The sequence below is a fragment of the Dyadobacter sp. HNCC25DJ187 genome, assembly GCF_056895255.1.
This window is the reverse complement of sequence record NZ_JBXHAT010000001.1, coordinates 1,906,864-1,929,127: the sequence shown is the minus strand read 5'-3', so window position 1 is coordinate 1,929,127 and position 22,264 is coordinate 1,906,864. Positions and strand designations below refer to the sequence as shown.

The 22,264-nt window shown below is 44.7% G+C and carries 13 protein-coding genes; 9 read left to right on the top strand and 4 right to left on the bottom strand.

The window, feature by feature from the left end:
- Positions 1–221 precede the first annotated feature (221 nt).
- On the top strand, positions 222–1,847 hold the full coding sequence (locus tag AC1XUE_RS07995) for a hypothetical protein (RefSeq protein WP_483355410.1): 1,626 nt from the start codon (positions 222–224) through the stop codon (positions 1,845–1,847).
- A 70-nt stretch (positions 1,848–1,917) separates the two neighbouring features.
- Here the strand turns inward: AC1XUE_RS07995 and AC1XUE_RS07990 are convergent, their stop codons facing one another.
- Entirely contained in the window at positions 1,918–3,606 is a 1,689-nt protein-coding gene (locus AC1XUE_RS07990) for a VRR-NUC domain-containing protein (protein WP_483355409.1), read from the bottom strand.
- A gap of 285 nt (positions 3,607–3,891) precedes the next feature.
- Between AC1XUE_RS07990 and AC1XUE_RS07985 the strand changes: the two genes are divergently transcribed.
- Positions 3,892–5,082 (top strand): phosphoglycerate kinase, encoded by a 1,191-nt coding sequence (locus tag AC1XUE_RS07985; RefSeq protein WP_483355408.1) that lies wholly within the window; start codon positions 3,892–3,894, stop codon positions 5,080–5,082.
- Between the two features lie 176 nt (positions 5,083–5,258).
- Here the strand turns inward: AC1XUE_RS07985 and AC1XUE_RS07980 are convergent, their stop codons facing one another.
- The 3 genes from AC1XUE_RS07980 to AC1XUE_RS07970 all read right to left on the bottom strand — a co-directional run bounded on the left by AC1XUE_RS07980 (position 5,259) and on the right by AC1XUE_RS07970 (position 7,826).
- A complete protein-coding gene (locus AC1XUE_RS07980; RefSeq protein ID WP_483355407.1) occupies positions 5,259–6,080 on the bottom strand; it encodes an alpha/beta fold hydrolase in 822 nt (273 codons plus the stop codon).
- Between the two features lie 96 nt (positions 6,081–6,176).
- Positions 6,177–6,770 carry a 2OG-Fe(II) oxygenase gene (locus AC1XUE_RS07975; RefSeq protein WP_483355406.1) on the bottom strand — a complete coding sequence of 198 codons (594 nt, stop codon included), beginning with the start codon at positions 6,768–6,770 and terminating at the stop codon, positions 6,177–6,179.
- A gap of 153 nt (positions 6,771–6,923) precedes the next feature.
- Complete coding sequence (locus AC1XUE_RS07970; protein ID WP_115828947.1) at positions 6,924–7,826, bottom strand: AraC family transcriptional regulator; 903 nt, start codon at positions 7,824–7,826, stop codon at positions 6,924–6,926.
- A 257-nt stretch (positions 7,827–8,083) separates the two neighbouring features.
- Between AC1XUE_RS07970 and AC1XUE_RS07965 the strand changes: the two genes are divergently transcribed.
- From AC1XUE_RS07965 to AC1XUE_RS07935, 7 genes are all read left to right on the top strand, one after another.
- Complete coding sequence (locus tag AC1XUE_RS07965) at positions 8,084–8,884, top strand: SDR family NAD(P)-dependent oxidoreductase (RefSeq protein WP_115828946.1); 801 nt, start codon at positions 8,084–8,086, stop codon at positions 8,882–8,884.
- A complete protein-coding gene (locus tag AC1XUE_RS07960) occupies positions 8,874–10,106 on the top strand; it encodes an enolase C-terminal domain-like protein (RefSeq protein ID WP_483355405.1) in 1,233 nt (410 codons plus the stop codon). The genes AC1XUE_RS07965 and AC1XUE_RS07960 overlap by 11 nt, the downstream gene beginning before the upstream one ends.
- A 17-nt stretch (positions 10,107–10,123) precedes the next feature.
- On the top strand, positions 10,124–11,779 hold the full coding sequence (locus tag AC1XUE_RS07955; protein WP_483355404.1) for a sodium:solute symporter: 1,656 nt from the start codon (positions 10,124–10,126) through the stop codon (positions 11,777–11,779).
- A gap of 265 nt (positions 11,780–12,044) precedes the next feature.
- Positions 12,045–15,146, top strand: a complete 3,102-nt coding sequence (locus tag AC1XUE_RS07950) for a SusC/RagA family TonB-linked outer membrane protein (RefSeq protein WP_483355403.1) — start codon at positions 12,045–12,047, stop codon at positions 15,144–15,146.
- On the top strand, positions 15,146–16,663 hold the full coding sequence (locus AC1XUE_RS07945; RefSeq protein WP_483355402.1) for a RagB/SusD family nutrient uptake outer membrane protein: 1,518 nt from the start codon (positions 15,146–15,148) through the stop codon (positions 16,661–16,663). Before AC1XUE_RS07950 ends, AC1XUE_RS07945 begins: the two co-directional genes overlap by 1 nt.
- A gap of 80 nt (positions 16,664–16,743) precedes the next feature.
- Entirely contained in the window at positions 16,744–19,098 is a 2,355-nt protein-coding gene (locus tag AC1XUE_RS07940; RefSeq protein WP_483355401.1) for a glycoside hydrolase family 95 protein, read from the top strand.
- A gap of 7 nt (positions 19,099–19,105) precedes the next feature.
- Entirely contained in the window at positions 19,106–22,102 is a 2,997-nt protein-coding gene (locus tag AC1XUE_RS07935; RefSeq protein ID WP_483355400.1) for a T9SS type A sorting domain-containing protein, read from the top strand.
- Positions 22,103–22,264 lie beyond the last annotated feature (162 nt).

The window sequence follows — 22,264 nt, the reverse complement described above, 5'->3', positions numbered from 1 at the left end:
TATCATAGAAATGTACTTTTTATGTCCATATTTTACTACGGATTTTCTGGGGTATACATGGCATCATACGTGTGACAATTTTTTTTCAAATAAATGCGAATTGGCTGTTACCATTTGTAAGATTTATAGTCTCAAGGGTTAGCGCCACCTTTTCGGGTGTAGTAAGTTTAAATTTTCTTATATGCACACTTTTTACCTTTCATAAATCTATACACATTTCTATGACTACAAATCCTTTACTCAGGTTATTGTTTTTAGTATGCAGTTTTCTGTTCAGCTACAGCGTGATGGCTCAGGAGACGCCCACTTCAAATTGTAATACACCCGGTGGGTGCGATACGCTCGCGGTTGAACGCAAAGTTAGTCCGTGGCGTGTTGGCGGTTTTATTGGTCCGGCAGTGGCTTTTTGCGGAAGCTGGGAAGGAACCTTCAATTCGAATAAGTACCGCGATAAATCGCTGTTTAATGGAATAGGTTTCAATGCAGCGTTGAATGCAGATTATTTCTTCAGATCGAAAACCAAGCCTTCACGGGTGCAATTCGGACTTGGAGCAGTAGCAGGTTTGCAAAACTTCTTTTTCAGAAAGGATATCAATGAATTTACAGACCGGATCGTTGCAGAAGCGGGAGTAAGCGATGCTGTTATCAGAAAAGGATCTTCCGAGGACCATTACTTTGCCGTGGGGCCTGTTCTGAATTTCAACTTTACAAAGAAGCCGCGGTCTCCATTTTTGGAAGCATCCGTAAGAGGGGGAATCTTTCGCTCCACACCTGCTGCAATTTTTATCTATGACCGCGCAACAGGTAATAATATTTATTCAGTAACAGCCAGTGATAAACGCTATCATGCCGGCTTGCTGGCTACTCTGGGATTTTTTGTTCCAAGTAAAAACGGCCTTTGGGCATGGGGTGTGGAAGCACTCGGTTTCAGGACTAAAATGGATTACATTTTCCCTGGGGCAACGATCTATCCTTACCAGCGAAAGCATGGCGGTTTCAGCGCCGGACTTGCAATGCGTAGAAACTTCGTACGGGATGTACCTGTCAGAAAAGACCCGACACCTCCTTTATTGTGTGTTTCTCCTGATCTGGAATGGAAGATGGGAGATCAGTCAATTAAGGGAAATATATTCAGCACTGCCAAAGACACAACAGCCGCTGAACCTATATTGCTCACATGGGCAAGCAGAACCACCCCTGATACGACTAAGACTGAAACGTTCACGGCCCGGATTCATCAGTTAAATGGTGCCGAGGATAAGGTTATTGCTTCTGTGGTGTGTCAGGAAGGCAATGCCTTGGCATTCCCGGCTGAGTACCTGGACAAAAATGGTCGTCCGGTAATGGGACAGTATTATGCTACTGTAAGCAGTCAGTTGCTGTCTGATTGTGCTTCCTGTACCAGTGAGGTGAGTACCACAGGTTTTTCAGTTGTAAAGCCGGATACATTGATCATTAAAGAACCTGGTTGCTTCAAACAGTGCAATCTTGAAATTTATGCATACAAATTGGTGAAGACGAAACGCGTAGTTTACGGAAAGTCTAATACTTCATGCGAAGGATGTATTTGCCCGGTTGATACTGTTCCAAACACTGTTTCGAAATACTATCTGTTGGGTAAAATTCAGGTTGAAAATTGCGATCCTGCCACATTGAATATCAATGATGAAATAGCGAAAGCTAATATCAAGATACCTTCATGGGTGAAAACAGTTTATTCATCAGTTCAAATAGTGGTAGCAGGAAACTGCGACCTTCCGCAGGGAGTGAACAAAGTGAATTACAAAGCAACTGTAAAGAAAGGTGTTGTAGGGCCATTTATCAAAGTCGTCGAAAAGAAGAAGTAACAAAGAATTAACAACAGTAAAGCCCTTTGGTCCTCTAATCGAAGGGCTTTACTGTATACCTTGATAAATTTTACATTTCTTTGATCCATTTCACTCTCACAATCCTGCTGCTTACCCCATGTTCAGCAAAGAAATGTTGCCAGTGCAATTGACGTGATGACAAGTGATCGGTAGGAGACTTGATTTCTATAAAAGCGTATTCTGATTCGTTCCATACCATCAGATCCGGAAAGCCTCTCGTATTCTCACGCATGTTCTGCGCGACTTCAAAAAGTATTTTATGAATCTGTTCAGGACTTAACCATGATATAAGGGTAATGACTTTTTCCAGGCCCGCATCATACCAGGGCACAAGTACATTTGTAATGCCATACTTTTCATTGTAGGTATTCCTGACAATCATTTCAATAGCATCCCTTGACTGAGCAGTTTGCATTCTCTCCCGTAGCTGCTGCGAGCGTTTGCTATAAAAGTCAGGAAGGAAGAAGTCGCTCGGAACGCGTTGCAACGGATTGTGAATGGCTTTCACATTGGTATCGTAAATAATATCCCAGAAGAGCAAACCAAACAACATCCTCCAGGGTTCGTTTTCACTAAAAACAGCATTGTATCCAAGGCTGTGGTAATAATGAATGGCACCTAGCTCTACCTGATGCCGGTACATGATAGGAATTTCAATGGCGTCAGCGGCTTTCAGTGCCTGCGTTGTCCTTTTGATGATTCGTTTTTTCTTATTAACAATCCTTTCATAAAAGTCAAGACTGAAATAGCGCTCGTCAGCATTTTGCGGGTTTTCAGCTATCTCATCACACAGTGCCAGCGCTTCTTCTATCTCGCCAAGTGCATATAGCAATCTGACCCGACGTTCGCGAGAGGGCGCATCATTGGTGAGCTGGTAAATGCTGAGTGCCTGTGACCGCATTTTTTTTCGTTCCAGCCATGCACTGACCCTCATTACAAAGCTGTTATAGGATGGCAGAGCCTTGGAGCTGAGCATGCCATTATTCCCTCCGTGCCAGTTCATAAACCAATCAAAAATATCTTCAGGCGGAAGATCCTGCTTCAGCACATCGAAAGTTTCTTTCATGAGTGCGATCATCAGGGTATCGTCTACATCCTTGCGGGTATCAAACTGAATAGAAAGGTGTGATTCGTCAAAGGACTGAAAACGTACATGTCCCAGATCTCTGATAACGAATTCTGTCATATCAGCATAACGGTTTCCGAAAAACAGGAATTTCATCAGCATCACCTCCGCTTCGTAGGCTACTTTGATGACTGGCTCAGATTGTGAAATGAGTGTACAAAGGGTATTGAAATCGTAAGTATATAGTATCCAGCGTACCAGATCCGGTTTTCTGATACTTTTGGCGGGCATCACTTCCGGTTTCAGCAGGGAAGTCAGATGCAGCAGCTGTTCTTTGGTAAAAAGATCAACCACCTCCGCTAGTCTTGCGGTATGATCTTCACACAGTAATTCGATAAAGTGTGTGTCAGAAAGCTCCTCCAGCGATGCATTAATATCCGATATTTCAGAATAGGTAATGCTGTTTACTTTAAAGAACGACTTACTACGGTTGCTGAATCTGATGAAAAGACATTGAGCATCTTCTGAAAGCGCATCGTACGTATCCAAAAACCCGACTTCCGCGCTGGTTAAAATACCTGAATACCTCTTGCGTACGAAGTTGATCACATAGCAAAAGTACTCATGATAATATTTAGGGGGCAAATCTTGCGGGAACTCGTTACTTAGCACAGCAGGAAACAAAGGATGATCAGCATACAATACAAAGTTAACAGACTTACAGGCCTTCTGCGTTCCTGTTGTTTCAGATTTTTAAGTTGATACAGATTTCATTATTTCACTCTGAGAGGCAATCTTTTACCATATCTCGACAAGATTTTAATAATCTCACATTTTGAAAAATATTTGGTAAAAATTGTATTATTACCATGTAAATTTTGCCATTTAAGCAATACGTAGTATTTTATTTAGAATTGACTTACATTTGTTTTCGATGGTAAACAATTTTACATGCCCATGACAACATTAGATTCTTACAATTTTTCAGGCAAAAAAGCCCTTGTTCGCGTAGACTTCAATGTACCGCTAAACGACAAATTTGAGATCACGGATGATACACGTATTCGTGCTACCATTCCTACGATCAGCAAAATTCTGGACGAAGGTGGAGCAGTGATCCTGATGTCGCACCTTGGACGTCCGAAGGATGGTCCTACTGAAAAATTTTCTTTAAAGCATCTGGTAAATCCATTGTCTCTGATTTTAGGCAAGACGGTGAAATTTGCAGATGATTGCATTGGTGAGAGCGCGGAAGAGCTTGCTGCTGCTTTGGAACCAGGCGAAGTGTTGCTACTTGAAAATCTCCGTTTTTACAAAGAAGAAGAAAAAGGAGATGAAGGGTTTGCAGAAAAGCTTGCAAAGCTGGGCGATGTATGGGTAATGGATGCATTTGGTACTGCACACAGGGCACATGCTTCTACAGCTGTTATTGGCAAGTTTTTCAAGGATAAAGTTTGCGGATATGTGATGCAGGCTGAACTTGATAATGCAGAAAGACTTTTAGGTCATTCGGAACGCCCGTTTACGGCAATCATGGGTGGTGCCAAGATTTCAGATAAAATATTAATCATAGAGAGATTACTTGATTCGGTTGATAACCTGATCATCGGAGGCGGAATGTCTTATACGTTTTCGAAAGCACAAGGCGGTAAAATCGGTAAATCTCTTTTAGAGGCTGATAAGCAGGATCTTACGCTTGAACTTGTAAAAAAGGCCAAAGAAAAAGGTGTTAATTTGATTTTGCCGGTTGATACCGTTATTGCTGATGGATTTAGTAATGATGCAGAACGTAAAACAGTACCTGCCGGTAATATACCTGACGATTGGGAAGGATTGGACATTGGTCCGGAAACGATTAAAATCTTTTCTGAGATCATTGCAAAGTCTAAGACAGTACTATGGAATGGTCCTATGGGTGTTTTCGAATTCCCTAATTTCGCAGCTGGTACTAATTCAATCGCTGAGTCTGTTGTTGCTGCAACGGAAGAAAACGATGCATTCTCATTGATCGGTGGTGGTGATTCAGCTTCGGCGATCAACAACGCAGGTTTCGGAGATCGCGTGAGTTATGTATCTACCGGAGGTGGAGCACTTTTAGAGTATATGGAAGGCAAAGTACTTCCGGGTGTAGCAGCTTTGGAAGCATAACTACATTCAATTAATAGAATGTCTGTTTTTATTGAAAGCAGATTCCAAACAGGGGTGTCAGAAAATTTTCTGACACCCCTGTTGCATATAACATCGTCGTATATAGGTATCAGAATTCCCGGTCTGAAGCCTATTGAAAGCCTATAGATCGAATGCTTTTTGAGCTGCTTTTCTAATTATGACTGAAAGAACTCCAAAAGATCTTTATTGATCGTCGCAGCTTCCGTAGTAGGCATTCCGTGAGGAAAACCAGGATATGTGATTAACTTTCCGTTTTTGAGAAGTTTGGATGCTTTGATGGCTGTGAGCTCGTGGGGGACGATCTGGTCATCCTCACCATGCAAAATCAGAACCGGAATATCCACACTTTTTAGATCCTCTGTAAAATCCGTCTCAGAAAATGCCTTGATACAATCATAGTGTGCTTTGATACCACCCGACATCCCCTGGCGCCACCAATTGTCTCTTATTCCTTGGGATACTTTTGCACCTTGCCGATTATAGCCATAAAATGCCTCATTAAAATCTTTAAAATACTGAGGTCTGTCGGTGGCTGTGCCTTCCCGGATTTCATCGAATACAGACATTGGAATACCGTCGGGATTATTTTCTGTTTGGACCATCAACGGAGTTACAGCACTTACCAATACGGCTTTAGATATGCGGCCTTTGCCATACTTAGCAGCATAACGGATCACTTCACCACCACCAGTCGAATGTCCAACGTGAATGGCATCTTTCAGGTCAAGCGCTTCAGTAAGCTCGGCGACATCAGCTGCATACGTATCCATGTCGTTTCCAACAGCGGTTTGGGTGGAGCGCCCGTGTCCTCTGCGGTCATGTGCAATAACCCTGTATCCTTTGTCTAGAAAAAACATCATCTGTGCGTCCCAATCGTCACTTGACAGCGGCCATCCGTGATGAAAAACAATGGGCTGGCCTGTTCCCCAGTCTTTGTAGTATATTTCCGTACCGTCTTTTACTGTGATCTTACCCATATTTTCCAGATTAAGTGTTAATGTATAAAGTTTACGAATATACATTAACAGCGTAAAAGACCGTACCATATGTTGTTATTTCAACAGCTTATCTTATCAGCCAATTTTCAACCAACCGGTGATACTCATTCTGGGTTTATTGGTTACAAGCACTTCATGTTCCAGGTCGCTGCTTTTGAAAAATACACTTTTACCATTCGTAGGTGAAATGTTCTGGCGGATGTCACCATGGTGAATACACAATTCACCACCATCGTTTTCCTGCCAGTCCGAGTTCAGGTACATGATCATGGAGTATTGCCGGCTTCCATCGTTGCGGAATTGATCCAGGTGTTTTTTGTAAAAACTGCCTGTTTCGTATAAGGTGTAGTGAAATTCATATCCGGTAATACCGGTGTAGCATGTGCTGTTCAGATAGACGACGAATGCGTCCATCAATTCAAAAAAATCATTTTCAGACAGATTATTGTGGCTTCGGTCGAGCCAGTAAATCCTATCACTTCTTACAAGCGTGTTGTGAGCAACTACGGTGTCGTTTCCTATTCCTGCAGATTGCATCTGATTGCCGTTGTAAAGCGCTGTGAGATTCGCCTTTAACCGTACGGCCAAAGATTCACTTAAAAAATTTTCAGCAATGCCTACTTGATTATCGATGAAAGTATCGATGAGTTCATTAAATATTTCTTGCAATGACGACTATTGTAGTTACAGTGCAGCAGTGTAGCCGTCCAGAATGTGAAGGTACAGTTAATTAATTGTAAATCTGTATTTTAGTTAAGTGCGGAAAGAAATTGTCACGAAGAAATATATGCGAAGTAAGTCTGGTTGTATTGCAGTATGATATCATCCGACTTTTTTCGCAGTAGATTTGTACTGTTCAGGCGACTGGCCCATGTTCTTCTTAAAAACTCTTGAAAAGTAAAAAGGATCATCATAGCCAAGGCTCATGGCGATCTCTTTAATCTTGGAATCGTTGGTATAGATCAATTGACACGCTTTCTGTATTTTTAAGTGAATAAAATAGTCCATAGGGGCCATCCCGGTGCCTTTTCTGAAAAGCATAGAAAAATGCGAGCACGACAGCTGGTGTTGTTTTGCCATATCTTCTACGGATAGTTTCTTGTCCAGATTTTGTCGCATATTTCTGATTGTATCCGATACCAGATCGGGCTTGCCGATAGCGTCTTCGCCGAAATGTTTTTCGGGATAAATCAGCATGGCCACGAAGTAATAGATACACATGTTGGCATTGGCGAGGTTTTCCAGGCTGTAGCCCATTTCGAGAGTCTGGTAGATCTTATGCCACATATCAAGCACCTTTTCATGAAAAGCCAGCTGAGTGGGTCCCCTCTCGGGTAAGATCTGTAACGACTGATTGAAACTATGAACGACCGGGCCTGTAAAATGTACCCAATAAATGGTCCATGGGTCTTCATGGTCGGCCCAGTAACGAATGTACTGATCGGTTGCCGGGAGGAGAATATACTGGTTAGCACACACTTCAAATTTCCTATCGGCAATCACATAATGTCCTTTTCCCTGAACGCAATAAATTAGAATATTATCCTCGCATCCCTTGCGGCGCTCGCGGTAGTGAAACAGCGCTTTTGGGAAATAACCTATATGGGTAATATACAGCTGGAAGAGTGCAGGGTTTTTATGTACGATGTCCCGCAAAATACCAGGCGGCAGACTGATTAGTTTTTCTCCGTCAAATCCATCTCTCCTTCTGAAACTGCTGCTCATCTTATGAAGCTTAAATCGTTGTATTTTCCATTATCTATTTAATGACCTTGCGATAATAGGTATTTTTAAATTAAAAAGTAAAATCAATGTTAGTTTAATGATATAAAAATAGAATTTGAGAAAATAGTAAATCGTGGAATTGTCCATCAAAATAAATGAATGCTCTATATGTATCTGCTCAATGCTGTTCTACTTTTGATTGTCGTTGCAGGCTTCCATTTATTTCTTCCACAGATGATTCTACAATCCTATATCACATGTTGCTATTAGCTGACAAAGTCGTTTTTTTAACTGGGGGCACCGAAGGGATCGGTTTTGAGTGCGCCAAAGTGTACCAGCAGGCGGGTGCTAGCCTATGCATCATCAGCAATGATCCGGGCAGTATATCCTATGCAAAATCACGGTTGGGAAGTGGTATCGTGGAGTTCGTTTTGGCCGACGTAGCCAATTCCGATCAGGTAAAAAATGCAATTGAGCAATGCCTGGATGTCTTCGGTAAGATCGATGTCATTCACAACAACGCGGGTATTTCAAGTCCCTCGAAAGCGCTTCACGATACAACCCAGCTTGAATGGGAAATGCTTTTTGCCGTCAATGTGAGCGGGATATATTACACCACGCTGCATGGGATCGACGCGCTGAAAAAATCCGGGGGTAATATCCTTAATACCGGTAGCCTGGTAGGAGAAATTGGCCAGGAAATTCACGCAGCATATACGGCTACAAAAGGGGCTGTAAATTCCCTTACGAAATCCATGGCGTTGGATTATGCACCGTTCGGGATCCGGGTGAACGCAGTTGCTCCGGCAGGCGTCATTACCCCACTTTTACGAAGCTGGAGCCAGCAGCAGCCTGATCCGGAATCTGCCGCGGAATACCTTGCCAACATCCATGCGCTGGGTTACTGCCCGGAAGGCGATGTGATCGCTGATGCCTGTCTGTTCCTTATTTCAGATATGGCACGGTTTGTCACAGGTTGCATTTTGCCGGTGAGCGGCGGCGCGGAACTGGGTTACAAAAAAATGTACAGCAAACAGAAACAGGTTTATGATTTATAAAATTGCCGTAAAAGATGCCCGCTACAAGCTGGACGGAAACGCAGGTAGCGATGCAATTCACCGAGATCCGGTTTATTCCTATGCCGTAACGCAGCTGGCCGACGATAGCGGGATTACCGGAACAGGTTTCGCTTTTACATTGGGAGAAGGAAATGATCTCGTTTGTAAAGCAGCGGAATACTATGCGCAAAAGCTTGTGGGTGAGGATATTGAGGAAACAATGGCTGATTTTGGGACACTTTTCAAACAGTTGTCTGACGACCAGCAATTTCGCTGGCTGGGGCCTCATAAAGGTGTGGTACATCTGGCTTTGGCTTCCGTTACCAATGCGTGTTATGATCTGTGGGCGAAGAAAAAGGGCTTGCCGCTCTGGAAATTACTGGCCGACCTTTCCCCGGAAGCAGTTGTAAATACGCTCGACTTTTCCTACCTCGAAGATGCGCTGACGAAAGAACAGGCTATAGTTCTGTTAACTGAACAGCAAGCCGGTAAAGCAACTCGGGGAGGCATTCTGAAAACCGGGTATCCGGGATACGATACATCAGTAGGCTGGTTTAATTATTCCGACGAAAAAGTGCGGGAGAATTGCAAAAAGGCAATAGCAGCAGGGTTTACGGCTATGAAACTGAAAGTCGGTTCGGCTGATCCCGAGCGGGATATCCGGCGTGCGCACATTGTGCGCGAAGTGGCCGGGGCGGATGTAAAAGTAATGCTGGACGCAAATCAGCAATGGAATTTGCCAGATGCTATTTCAATTTGTAAAAAACTGACAGATGTGAATCCCTACTGGATCGAGGAGCCTACGCATCCTGATGATGTATTGGCGCACCGGACGCTGGCCAGGGAAATTGCGCCGGTTAAGCTTGCATTGGGCGAGCATGTTCCTAATAAAGTAATCTTCAAAAATTATCTTCAGGCAGAAGCTGCAGCATTTGTACAAGTGGACGCAGTCCGTGTAGGTGGGGTCAGCGAGTTTTTGACCGTCAGTTTGTTATGCAAGAAATTCGGTATCCCGGTGGTGCCGCACGTGGGAGATATGGGCCAGTTGCACCAGCATTTGGTTTTGTTTAATCACATTGCAATGGGGCATGAAGCGTTATTTTTGGAGCATATTCCTCATCTTCAAAAACATTTTGTGCATCCGGCAAACGTTAAAAACGGCGTTTATGAAACCCCGCAGGAGGCAGGCAGCAGCTGCGAGCTGATCGGTATTACTATTTAAAACAATTTTCAGCAAACATGATCCATACTCTCGATATTACAATCAGCGCGTTATACATCACGGCGATTTTTATGATCGGTATGTGGGCTGGGTTAAAGCATAAAAACAAATCAAAAAATAGCGCCAATGAAGCCGGAGCTTATTTTCTGGCTGGTAAAACACTTCGTTGGCCTACGATTGGGCTGGCTTTGTTTGCGACCAATATATCCTGTGTACATCTCGTAAGTCTGGCACAAAGCGGTTTCGATACGGGCTTATTGAGCGGAAATTTTGAATGGATGGCCGCTTTCATCCTGATTCTGCTTGCGCTTTTCTTTGCACCGTTCTATATCCGCTCGGGTGTTTCAACTCTGCCCGATTTCCTTGAAAGAAGATACGACCGTGCCAGCCGGGACTGGCTGGCTGTCATATCGGTGGTATCGGCGGTGATTGTGCATATTTCATTTTCGCTTTTGGCTGGTGGTATTGTCCTTCAGACATTGTTTGGCGTAGATATGTACACCAGCATCATCGCCATTTCGGTGATTACTGCTATTTACACGATCGTCGGCGGACTGACCGCAGTGGTTGTTACAGAGTCCATTCAAACGGTGGTATTGCTGTTCGGTGCGGTAGTAATCAGCGTCGCAGCTTATAACAAAATGGGTGGCTGGGAGCCGATGGTGGGCGTTTTGCAGGCGAGTAGCCAGCTGGAAAAACTGTCGATGATGCGCCCGCACGGGGATAGTAGCGGGATGCCCTGGTATGCGGTTTTTCTCGGATATCCTATTCTTGGAATCTGGTACTGGTGTGCGGATCAGACGATTGTGCAGCGGGTTTTGGGTGCCAAAGACGAAAATCATGCGCGGCTTGGTCCACTGTTCTGCGGATTTATCAAGATTCTTCCAGTATTCATTTTCGTACTTCCAGGCCTTTTCGCTTATGCTCTTTCCCAAACTGGCGGGTTGGATATTTCGGCACTACAGTCTGTTGAAAACGGCAGACAGGTTGTCAATAGCAAAGGAATTTACACATTAATGATCACGCAGCTTTTGCCGAAAGGATTGGTTGGGGTATTGGTAGCTGCATTGTTATCCGGACTGATGAGCCAGATCTCAGGTGCACTCAACTCCATTTCGACGTTGGTAAGCTACGATATTTATCAGCGCCGCAAGCCCGACATCTCTGACCGCGAGCTGATTCTGGTTGGAAAAATTGCTGCGGGCATTGCGCTGATCGTTTCACTGGCTACTTTGCCGCTTTTGAACAGTTATGAGAGCATTTTTAATGGTCTCAATGATATTATCGCGCACATTGCGCCTCCGATAACCGCCGTTTTTCTATTGGGAATTTTCTGGAAAAAAGCTTCGGCAGAATCTGCAAAGTATACGCTCTGGATTGGCTCGGCAGTAGGAGTAATCGTGTTTGCAGTTAATAAGCTTTTCCCTGAAAGTCTTATCGGGCAAATCCCATTTATGATGATGGCCTTTTATTTATTCTGCTTTTGCGTGGCTGTTCAGGTCATATGCTCTTTTATTTTCCCTGTCCGTCACACGGCTGAAAGCATGCAACTGTACTGGAAATCACCTTTGGAATCGCTTCAGGCACCCGGCTGGCGGGGTATTGGGAACTACAAAACGCTCTCGGCGCTGCTTGCGGGTATTATGGTCTTTTTATTCTGGTTTTTCAGATAGTCCAAATCGTTGAATTTTGATAATTGTTTTGTGCAAGAACCGGTAGAAGGCGGTTTGCTGCATTTTTGATGCTCTGTATTTCACAAATTTATTCTTTTCAATAATCGTATTGTCCATTATTTTATCAGGTTAGTCCATTTCAATGTGATTTTAGCATGTCTAATTTTACCTCATCAAATAGTATAAATTAATGAAAAGATATGGAAATAAAAATAGTGTTACCTGTGGCGAATAGTCTTCAACCTAACCATTCAAACCCGATTATATGAAAGAAGTATATTTTACTCAATTTCGATGGAAGCAACAGCTTTTGCTGCCAGTGCTCTTACTTTCCTGCCTGAACATACTATGTGTGTCGGGAACCAAAGTTTACGCCCGCGCAATAGATATCAGCGGAACCGTCACATCGGCCCCTGATAACATAGGTCTGCCGGGTGTTTCAATCACCGTTAAAGGCACGACCTTCGGCACAGTGACCGATATGAATGGTAAATACATGCTAAATGTGGCCGACGAAAACGCAGTGCTTGTGTTCTCCTATATTGGTTACGATGCTTCCGAGCAAACTATAGGGGGCCGCAGTGTTATCGATGTTGTTCTGAAAGAAGATCTGAAACAGCTCAGTGAAGTGGTAGTGGTAGGTTATGGAACGCAGAAAAAGGTAAACCTGACCGGCGCAGTAGCTACTGTAAGCGGAGAAGAAATGATCAGAAGACCGGTTACGAACCCAACAGCGATGCTGCAGGGAACAATGCCTGGTGTTCAGGTGCGGCAGGGAACGGGCGAGCCGGGTAATGAAGGGGTATCTGTGCGGATACGGGGTACAGGTACTTTCAGTGGCGCAGGTTCGGATCCACTTGTATTGATCGATGGCGTACAGGGCAATATGGCCGACCTGAATCCGAATAATATTGAAAGTGTATCGGTATTGAAGGACGCCGCTTCCGCATCCATTTATGGAGCAAGGGCAGCCAACGGGGTGATTCTGGTAACGACGAAAAAAGGGAGTGAAGGAAAGCTGAGTGTGCAATACAGCGGGAATTATGCGATTAACAAGCCTACGAAGCTTTTTGACCTGATCACGAATTCGGCGGAATATATGGAGTTGTATAATGAAGCACGCCTCAATTCCGGGCTTACTTCCGGCTTGTATTCACAGCAGCAGATCGACGAATACCGCAATGCAACCGATCACAACCTGTACCCGAATACCGACTGGCTGAGTCTGATTTTTCAAACAGCCCCCACGCACCAGCACGACCTGACTTTCAGCGGCGGACGTGGCGGAACGCATTTCAATGCTTCCGTCGGATACGTGAACCAGAAAGGTGTGATGAAAGGATTTGATTTTGAAAAATACAATGCGCGGTTGAACATAGCTTCTCAGATAACCAAGAAGATTAAATTCGGCGCAAATCTTGCATTGAAGTCGGGTAATACGACATCGCCTGTTTTTGGCTCGGAGGATATGTTCCTGTCGGCTATGTCACAGGCACCTACTTACGGGCCAAAGCTCGCCGACGGCAGCGGCAGGTTTACCTACAAAGCGTATGATCTTGAATACAATAATAAAAATCCGATCGCGCTTTTGGAAGGAAATATCAACCGTGACAAGCTGGATTATTCGGCCAATACGCAGGGGTGGTTTGAAGTAAATCTGTTGAAAGGATTGACCTGGTATGCGAAAGGGGCAGTTAATGCGGATTTTTACAAGACCAAATCTTTCAAGCCTCCGCTGCAGCTTTACAATTTTCGTACGAATGATTTCATGGCTACCCTGGATCTTGGCGGCGGACTGGAAGTGAAAGATGAGCAGAATGTTTATACCAATTTATTCTCCTATCTGGATTATGAGCGCGTTTTTGCCCAAAACCATGCATTCAAACTGCAGGTAGGGTACAGTACCGAAAAAAGTACATATCAATACCTGGAAGCGATCCGGAGAAACTTTCCGACCGATGTGCTGCGCGAGATCAATGCAGGAAGCCCATCGATACAGTATGCAAATGGTTCTAAGAATGAGTGGGCAATACGTTCATTCTTTGGAAGACTGAACTACAATTTTAAGGAACGTTACCTGCTGGAAGCCAACATGCGTTACGACGGAACTTCCAGGTTGAATGCGGATTCCCGATGGGGAGTGTTCCCTTCCTTCTCTGCGGGCTGGCGGGTTACGGAAGAGGATTTTATCAAAAATCTGGATTTTAAATGGCTCAATAGCCTGAAGTTTCGTGGATCCTGGGGGCAGCTGGGAAACCAGAATATTGGAAATTATCCTTATCAGGCTATCCTGAGTTTTACAGGCAATTACTCGTTTGACGATTCCAACCTGTCTTCCGGTGTAGCGCAAACGCAGCTTTCCAATGCCAATATCCGCTGGGAAACTACAACCATTGCTGACATAGGCATGGATCTCACCGTCTTCAGTGGCCTGAATCTGACCGCAGACTTGTATCGTAAAACAACAACCGATATTTTGAGAAGCTCGCAGGTGACAGGAGTAGTAGGCCTTGGCGCACCAACGATCAACAATGGAACCATGCAGAATACGGGTGTGGAGCTAGGCGTTACGTACAATCACCAGGTTTCGAGTGGTGTATTTTCAGGATTGAACTACACAATAGGTGCCAATCTGGAACATTATAAAAACAAGCTGGTCAAATTCGGACAGCGTGAAATTGACGGTTACCGGATCCGGGAAGAGGGCAGGGAGTACGAAACTTACTACATGCTCGAAATGACAGGTATTTTCCAGTCACAAGATGAGATTGCGGCTGCGCCAAAGCAGTATAATGACGCGACGGTGCCGGGAGATATCCGTTTCAGGGATGTAAATGGCGACGGAGTGATCAACGATGAAGACCGTGTGGTGATGACAGGAAATTATCCTGGATTAAACTATGCATTCAACCTTTCGGCTAACTGGAAAGGCTTTGATTTTTCTGCTCTTTTTCAAGGTGTTAATAATGTTAAATTTTTTGTAGACAATTGGGGAACAGTCCCTTTTGTACAAGGCTCGCCGCCGACAACGGACTGGCGTAACCGCTGGACGCCGGAAAATCCGTCGACTACCATGCCGCGAATTTACTGGGGCTGGGGCGCACCTGATCGCATTCGCAGGCCATCTTCCTACTTTTTGCAGGATGCTTCTTACCTGAGACTGAAAAACCTTACAGTGGGATACTCCCTTCCTCAGACATTGGTAAAAAAGATCGGCATGGATAACCTGCGCCTGTTCTTTTCTGGTGATAACCTGATTACGGCTACAAAATACCCAGGCCTGGATCCGGAGCGCGGCGGAAGCGGAGCGTTTGTACAATATCCTCAAAACAAGATTTACTCATTCGGACTAAATATTAAACTATAATGAAAAGTCAGAAAATAAAACTGTTCATGCTGCTGGCGCTGGCTTTCAGTTCATGCAACGATAACCTCGATCTGAATCCGCTTGACCAGATTTCTTCGTCTACTTTCTGGAAAACGAAAGGGGATTTTGACAAAGCATTGACGGCCAATTATGCTTCTATGCAGGCCGATCCTTGGGCGGTGGAATTGCCGGTCTGGAATTGTCTTGCGGATGATGGGTTTGCGCAGCACAATTCAGGAAGTGCCCGGGAAATTACATCGGGAAGTATCAGTCCATCCACAGGCGGTTATGTTTCTGGTGTTTATGGAGAAAGTTATAAGGCGATCGCGCGGGTGAATATTTTCCTGGCACAGCTTGAGGCCTACACAAATTCGGATATATCCAATGCGGACCGTACGCTTTATGAGGCAGAAGTTCGTTTTTTGAGAGCATTTTACTATTTCCAGCTCTACCATTTGTATGGGGATGTTCCATTGGTTTTAGTACCGCTTACCCTGGAAACACAAAATCAACCTAAAGTGCCTGCTGCTGAAATACTTGCGCAGATCAATGCAGATCTTGATTTTGCCATTGCCAATCTGAAATCGAATGCATACCCACAAAACGGTGGTCACGCAGCAGTGTCTTCCGCGCAGGCTTTGAAAGCCCGTGTACTGATTTTTGCTGCTTACGGAGAAGATGGAACACCCGATCCGGCGGTGCTGACGCAGGTAAAAGAGCTCACAAGCGCCGTAATACCAAAGTACACTCTGAGTCCTAACTTCGAAGATCTGTTCCGCGACGCGGGGCAGAAAAACAACCCGGAGATCATTTATTCGATTAACTTTCTGGCACCTAACAACACGCGTCCTTGGGATATGTATTATGGCGACTGGCTGGTAGCAAGTCCGTTACAGAATTTCGTTGATGCTTTTGAATGCACTGATGGACTTCCCTACGGCGTATCGCCGCTGACAGACAAAGACGAACCTTTCAAAAACCGGGATTCACGTCTTGCTAAAACAGTTTTTGTGGATCATCCTGATTTTGGCGGAGGCCGGGTGCATATTCCGTCTAACAGCCGCCCGTCGGGTTATGGTGTTATGAAATTCCTTGCACCTGAAAATATTCCATTTGGATTTTCAACATTGAGTCAGCAGAATGCAGTAGTACTGCGGTTGGCAGATGTTTTACTGATGTACGCAGAGGCGCAGAATGAACTTGCAGGGCCAGATGCATCGGTTTACAAAGCGATCAACGATGTGCGGCTGCGTTCCAAAATGCCCACATTACCAACCGGGTTAACCAAAGCGCAAATGCGTGAAAGAATCCGGCACGAACGACGCATTGAGCTTGGCTTTGAAGGCTTGCGTTATTATGATCTGAAAAGGTGGCGCATAGCGGAGCAGGTTCTAAACAATGTAAAAGATAGTTTCGTACCCTATAATTTTGAACAGAAGTTTTACAAATGGCCCATACCCCAACCCGAAATCGACAAAAGTGGTGGTGTACTGGTGCAAAATGAAGATTATCGTTAGGGAGAAGCATAGGCTTCGCTTGGTCTGACAAACTAAGCGAAGCAGAATTGATATCCTGGTGAAGTACCAAACCTATATCCATGAGAAATAACCTACTATTAACAACCATCCTGAGTCTTTTATCAATTACTGGCTGCTTTTCGCAACAAACCAACTTGCGTATCTGGTACGATAAACCGGCTGCTCAATGGGAAGAGACGATTCCTGTGGGGAATGGGCGGCTGGGGATGATGAACGACGGCGGGGTGTTGAGCGAAAATATTACGCTCAATGATATCACGTTGTGGTCAGGAGCGCCACAGGATGCGAACAATTATGAGGCTCACAAAAGTCTGCCTGAGATCCGGAAATTGCTTTTGGATGGAAAAAACGATGAGGCTCAGCAGTTGGTTAATCAGAATTTTGTGGCAAAAGGGGAAGGCTCAGGACACGGAGATGGGGCCAATGTTCCTTTTGGATGTTATCAGGTGTTAGGAAATCTGCACATGAATTTTTCGTACAAAGGTATTGACTCTTCAAAGGTTCAGTTTCAGCGTTATAAGCGTGAGTTGTCTCTCAATAATGCTGTTTCCGGTTTGGTATATACAGTCAATGGTGTGACCTACAAGCGAGAGTATTTTACAAGTTTTGGTGATGATGTGGGTATCATCAAAATTTCTGCTGATAAACCTGGTCATCTCAATTTACGCCTTTCACTAGACCGCCCCGAACGTTTTCAGACCGTTGTAAAGAACAATGTGCTCGAAATGTCGGGGCAGCTGAACAATGGGGCCGATGGAAAAGGAATGAAGTATCTGACCAAGATCAAGCCGCAGGTGAAAGGCGGGAAAATAGTTACTTCAGGAAAACAAATTGTGATTTCTGATGCAGATGAAATTATACTTTACTTTTCAGCAGGTACCGATTTTAAAACCAAAAACTTCGAATCGGAGACGCAGAGGCTGATTGATGTCGCATTGAAAAAATCTTACACTGTTCAGAAACAAACGCATATAGCAAACTACCAGAAATTGTACAACCGTGCAACGATGCATCTTGGCGGGTCCAAAGGCGATCAAATGCCGACCGATCAGCGGCTTGCTGCGTTTCATAAAAATCCCGGATCAGATAATGAGCTGCCAGTTTTATTCTTCCAGTTTGGTCGGTACCTGAGCATCAGCAGCACACGCGTAGGATTACTGCCACCGAACTTGCAGGGACTGTGGGCGAACCAGATCCAAACACCGTGGAATGGGGATTATCATTTGGACGTGAATGTGCAGATGAACCACTGGCCGGTTGAGGTAGCCAATCTATCTGAACTCAATTTGCCGTTGGCCGATCTGGTGAAAGGCATGGTAAAAGATGGAGAAAAAACGGCTAAGGCTTACTATAAGGCCAATGGTTGGGTTGCACACGTAATCACGAATGTATGGGGTTATACCGCTCCGGGAGAGGAAGCTTCCTGGGGTGCAAGCAATGCAGGTTCGGGCTGGATTTGCAATAATTTGTGGGAGCACTATGCATTCACAAATGATAAAAATTATCTCAGGGACATTTATCCTATACTTAAAGGTTCAGCTGAATTTTATAGCAGCGCTTTGATCAGGGATTCAAAAACAGGATGGCTGGTTACCGCCCCATCTGTTTCTCCTGAAAATTCATTTTACCTGCCTAACGGAAAAACTGCGTCAATTTGTATGGGACCCACTATTGATAACCAGATCACCCGTGAGCTTTTTACCAATGTGATCACCGCATGCGAAGTGCTGGGCACGGATTCGGATTTTAAAAAACTTCTTGAAAACAAACTGAAAGAACTGCCGCCTCCCGGCGTTGTGGGAAGCGACGGCAGACTGATGGAGTGGTTGGAGGAGTATAAGGAAACAGATCCCAAACACCGTCACATTTCGCATCTGTACGGACTTTATCCTGCTGGGTTGATTACTCCTGAAAAAACACCCGAACTGGCAACAGCCTCAGCTGCTACGCTGGAAGTACGCGGCGACGACAGTCCTGGTTGGTCAAAGGCTTACAAGCTACTATTTTGGGCCCGATTAGGTGACGGTAACAGGGCTGACAAGCTACTAAGGGAATTGCTTATGCCGACCTTGCAAACAAACATCAATTATGGAGGAGGGGGAGGAGTATATCCCAATCTGCTCTCGGCTGGCCCACCTTTCCAGATCGACGGCAACTTTGGGGGCACAGCCGGGATCGCCGAAATGCTGATCCAGAGTCATGATGGTTATATTGATGTATTACCCGCAATCCCGGATTCGTGGAAAGCGTCGGGCGAAGTGAAAGGACTGAAAGCACGAGGCAATTTTACGGTGAATTTTGCATGGAAGGATGGTAAAATAACTACCTACAAGATTACATCGAAAGATCCTCGAAAAGTGCTGGTGAAGATTAATGGAGAGAAAAAGGAAATTACATCAACCCGCGAAAAATGAATTGATTATGTTTAGTTATTTTGATAATATCAGGAAGTTGAACCAGTTACGGCTGGTTGCTTGTCTGCTCACATTTGTTTCATTTCAGTCCTTTTCACAAAGTTTTGAAGCTGACTCTGGTGCCATTGCAGGTGGTGCGGATATTCAGGATTGTGAATCCTGTTCGGGACAAAAAATGATTGGGAACCTAGGCGGTGGTTCGGTTACGATTCCTGTGAATGTGGCTGCAGCGGGGACTTACAAGCTGCTGCTTTCCTACTGCACCAGCGATCAGCGAACGATCAACGTGACGCCCAATGCGGATGATTTGATCGCAGTAACCTGCCCAGCTTCCGGAGGTTGGTCGACAGTTGCGACAATCGGTGTGAATGTGACACTGAACGCGGGAAGCAATGCAATCAAGCTCGATAATACATTTGGTTACGGGCCGAATGTTGATAAAATAACCTTGATACCACTGAATGCGCCCAATATCCAAACCATCGCATTTGGTACCAATAACAAGATCAATTACGATCTGAACAACGGCACCTATGATGTGTATTTCAACAATGTAAAAACGGTCGGAGAGGTTTTTGCAACGGCACATTCCAATTCTGTTGTCAACAGTACATCTGGTTACAGCAGTCGGGTATATTCATCAGCCGCGATTAGCGATGAGTTTGGTGCGGGAACCAGGCACGTAATCACGCTCAGAGGTGGCGGTCAGCTGGAAATGCAGCAGGTTTTTTATACCTATTCAGGGAAAGACCATTTTTATACGGAATTGATACTCAATGGTTCCGATTCAAATTCTTACAAAATGACGCCGATCACGTCCAATGCGGTTGATATTCAATCGAATGGAGACAGGCGGGCACTTTTTGTTCCTTTCGACAATGATAAATGGATTCGTTATGAAGCGAAGGAAATTGGCTATGCGAATTTTACTTCATCAGAAGCAGGAGCGATTTACGATAATACCAGCCGTAAAGGCTTAATCATAGGTTCCGTAGAGCATGAAGTATGGAAAACAGGCGTGAATCTCTCAGGCGAAGGGCGCACCGGAACTTCATTTATTTCCGTCGTAGCCGGCTGGACGAGCGAAAATGTGACACGAGACAAGCGAGGTCATGGTTGGGTTGGTGTAGGAAAGCAAAGTTGCAAATCACCTCGGATATTGGTGGGCTATTACAATGACTGGCGTAATGGTTTTGAAGAATATGGAAAAGCAAACGCACTGGCAGAACCAAGGTATATTTTTGATTGGACCGGCGGCACTCCTTTTGGTTGGAACAGCTGGGGCGCTATCCAGGCGGATCTGAACCTTCCGAAAGCAAAAGCGGTAGTGGATTACTTTACAGATCAGGTTCCAACATTCCGAAATGGAGATAATACCCTTTTTATTGATCTCGATTCTTACTGGGATAACCTCACTCCTGGCGGCTTAACAGGTGATTTTAGTCAACTTACTGATTTTGCTGATTATTGTAAAACGAAAGGTCTGAAACCAGGTATATACTGGGCACCGTTTGTGGATTGGGGCAAAGCGAACCGGCAAATGGAAGGCAGTTCCTACAATTATGAGGAGGTGTGGACCAAAGTGAACGGTGCACCGATTGATCTGGACGGAGCTTATGCACTGGATCCTACACACCCGGCCACAAAAGCAAGAATTGCTTATTTGATAGAGAAATTTAAGGCGTGTGGCTTTGAAATGATCAAGATAGACTTCTTGGCACATGCTTCACTGGAAGCGGATGGATTTTACCAATCCGATATTCACACAGGCATGGAAGCATACAAAGTGGGTATGGAATATCTGACAGATCAACTGGACGGATCCATGCTGGTATATGCTGCAATTTCGCCCAGCCTTGCTACAGGGCGTTACGTGCACATGCGGCGGATAGCCTGCGACGCGTACAAGGATATCAGCGAAACGGCTTATACACTCAATAGCACTAATTATGGCTGGTGGCAAAACCAGATATACCAATACATTGATGCAGATCACATTGTTTTCGGAACCCAAACTGCCGGTGAAAACCGTGCAAGGCTTGCTTCTTCCATTGTAACAGGAACCATTATTACAGGAGATGATTATTCAACTGATGGAATCTGGAAAACCACATCGCAAACGCTTTTACAAAATGCTGGCTTGCTCGAGTTGGCAAAAAACGGAAAAGCTTTCCGGCCCGTAGAAGGCAATACGGGCTGGGATCCTAATGCACTTTTTATCCAAACAGTCGGTGGAGATCATTACTTGGCTGTTTTTAATTATGGAGCAGAAACCAAAGTTTTTTCAATAGACCTTGCCAGGGCCGGACTGAATGGACAAACGAACTATTTATCTGAGGAGCTTTTTAGCAGAGCAGATCCGTCGGCGAAGGCAATGGCTGCAACGGTACAAGGGATTTTGTCTCTCACTATTCCCCCAAAGGATGTTATGATCATCCATTTGAGAGATGCTGCATTGCCCGTTACATTGATTTCATTCGATGCGGAGCAGGTCAATTTAGCTACAGTTTTACGCTGGAAAACGGCTTCTGAATCTAATAATAAAGAATTTGTTGTAGAAAAAAGTGCAGATGCGGTGGCCTTTCATGCAATTGGTAAAGTAGCAGGTCGCGGGGATTCCGATAAGCCAGTTCAATACACATTCAGCGATCCGTCACCACAGGCCCATCCAATCAGTTATTACAGGCTTAAGCAAGTCGATTTTGATGGTAAGTCTGAAAACTCCCGGATTGTGGCCGTCAGCTTTACAAATAAAGACTCTCTTATATTGTTTCCAAATCCTGCAAATACAAAGTTAAACCTGAAAGTTCCCAAGAATTTTGGCAGTGATCTACATTTGAAGATTGTAGGTATGGATGCTAAAAGTAGGCTGATGGACCAGTTTGCCAAAAATACGGATAATGGTCTGACCATTGACATCAGCAACCTGGACAAAGGTACTTATCTTCTTTCTGTAGAAGACGGTAATGGTAATAGCCACGGAATTAAGTTTGTGAAAGACTGATTCTCTGGCTGACCACCATTGCGATAGGAGGTGACCTGTATGCATAAACGGCAATCAGCGAGGTTTTGTCAAAATGAAATGCAGTGCCCCGGGAAGCATCTGAGTTCCCGGAGTACTGCATTTTGGCTTGTCTGAAAGCGAGGTGTTTCCATATTTTTAGCT

Bases quoted from the DNA above. Each gene is read 5' to 3' on its own strand.
- AC1XUE_RS07940 (WP_483355401.1), top strand. From the start codon at position 16,744: ATGAGAAATAACCTACTATTAACAACCATCCTGAGTCTTTTATCAATT.
- AC1XUE_RS07960 (WP_483355405.1), top strand. From the start codon at position 8,874: ATGATTTATAAAATTGCCGTAAAAGATGCCCGCTACAAGCTGGACGGA.
- AC1XUE_RS07935 (WP_483355400.1), top strand. From the start codon at position 19,106: ATGTTTAGTTATTTTGATAATATCAGGAAGTTGAACCAGTTACGGCTG.
- AC1XUE_RS07950 (WP_483355403.1), top strand. From the start codon at position 12,045: ATGAAAGAAGTATATTTTACTCAATTTCGATGGAAGCAACAGCTTTTG.
- AC1XUE_RS07970 (WP_115828947.1), bottom strand. From the start codon at position 7,826: ATGAGCAGCAGTTTCAGAAGGAGAGATGGATTTGACGGAGAAAAACTA.
- AC1XUE_RS07985 (WP_483355408.1), top strand. From the start codon at position 3,892: ATGACAACATTAGATTCTTACAATTTTTCAGGCAAAAAAGCCCTTGTT.
- AC1XUE_RS07955 (WP_483355404.1), top strand. From the start codon at position 10,124: ATGATCCATACTCTCGATATTACAATCAGCGCGTTATACATCACGGCG.
- AC1XUE_RS07995 (WP_483355410.1), top strand. From the start codon at position 222: ATGACTACAAATCCTTTACTCAGGTTATTGTTTTTAGTATGCAGTTTT.
- AC1XUE_RS07965 (WP_115828946.1), top strand. From the start codon at position 8,084: ATGTTGCTATTAGCTGACAAAGTCGTTTTTTTAACTGGGGGCACCGAA.
- AC1XUE_RS07945 (WP_483355402.1), top strand. From the start codon at position 15,146: ATGAAAAGTCAGAAAATAAAACTGTTCATGCTGCTGGCGCTGGCTTTC.
- AC1XUE_RS07980 (WP_483355407.1), bottom strand. From the start codon at position 6,080: ATGGGTAAGATCACAGTAAAAGACGGTACGGAAATATACTACAAAGAC.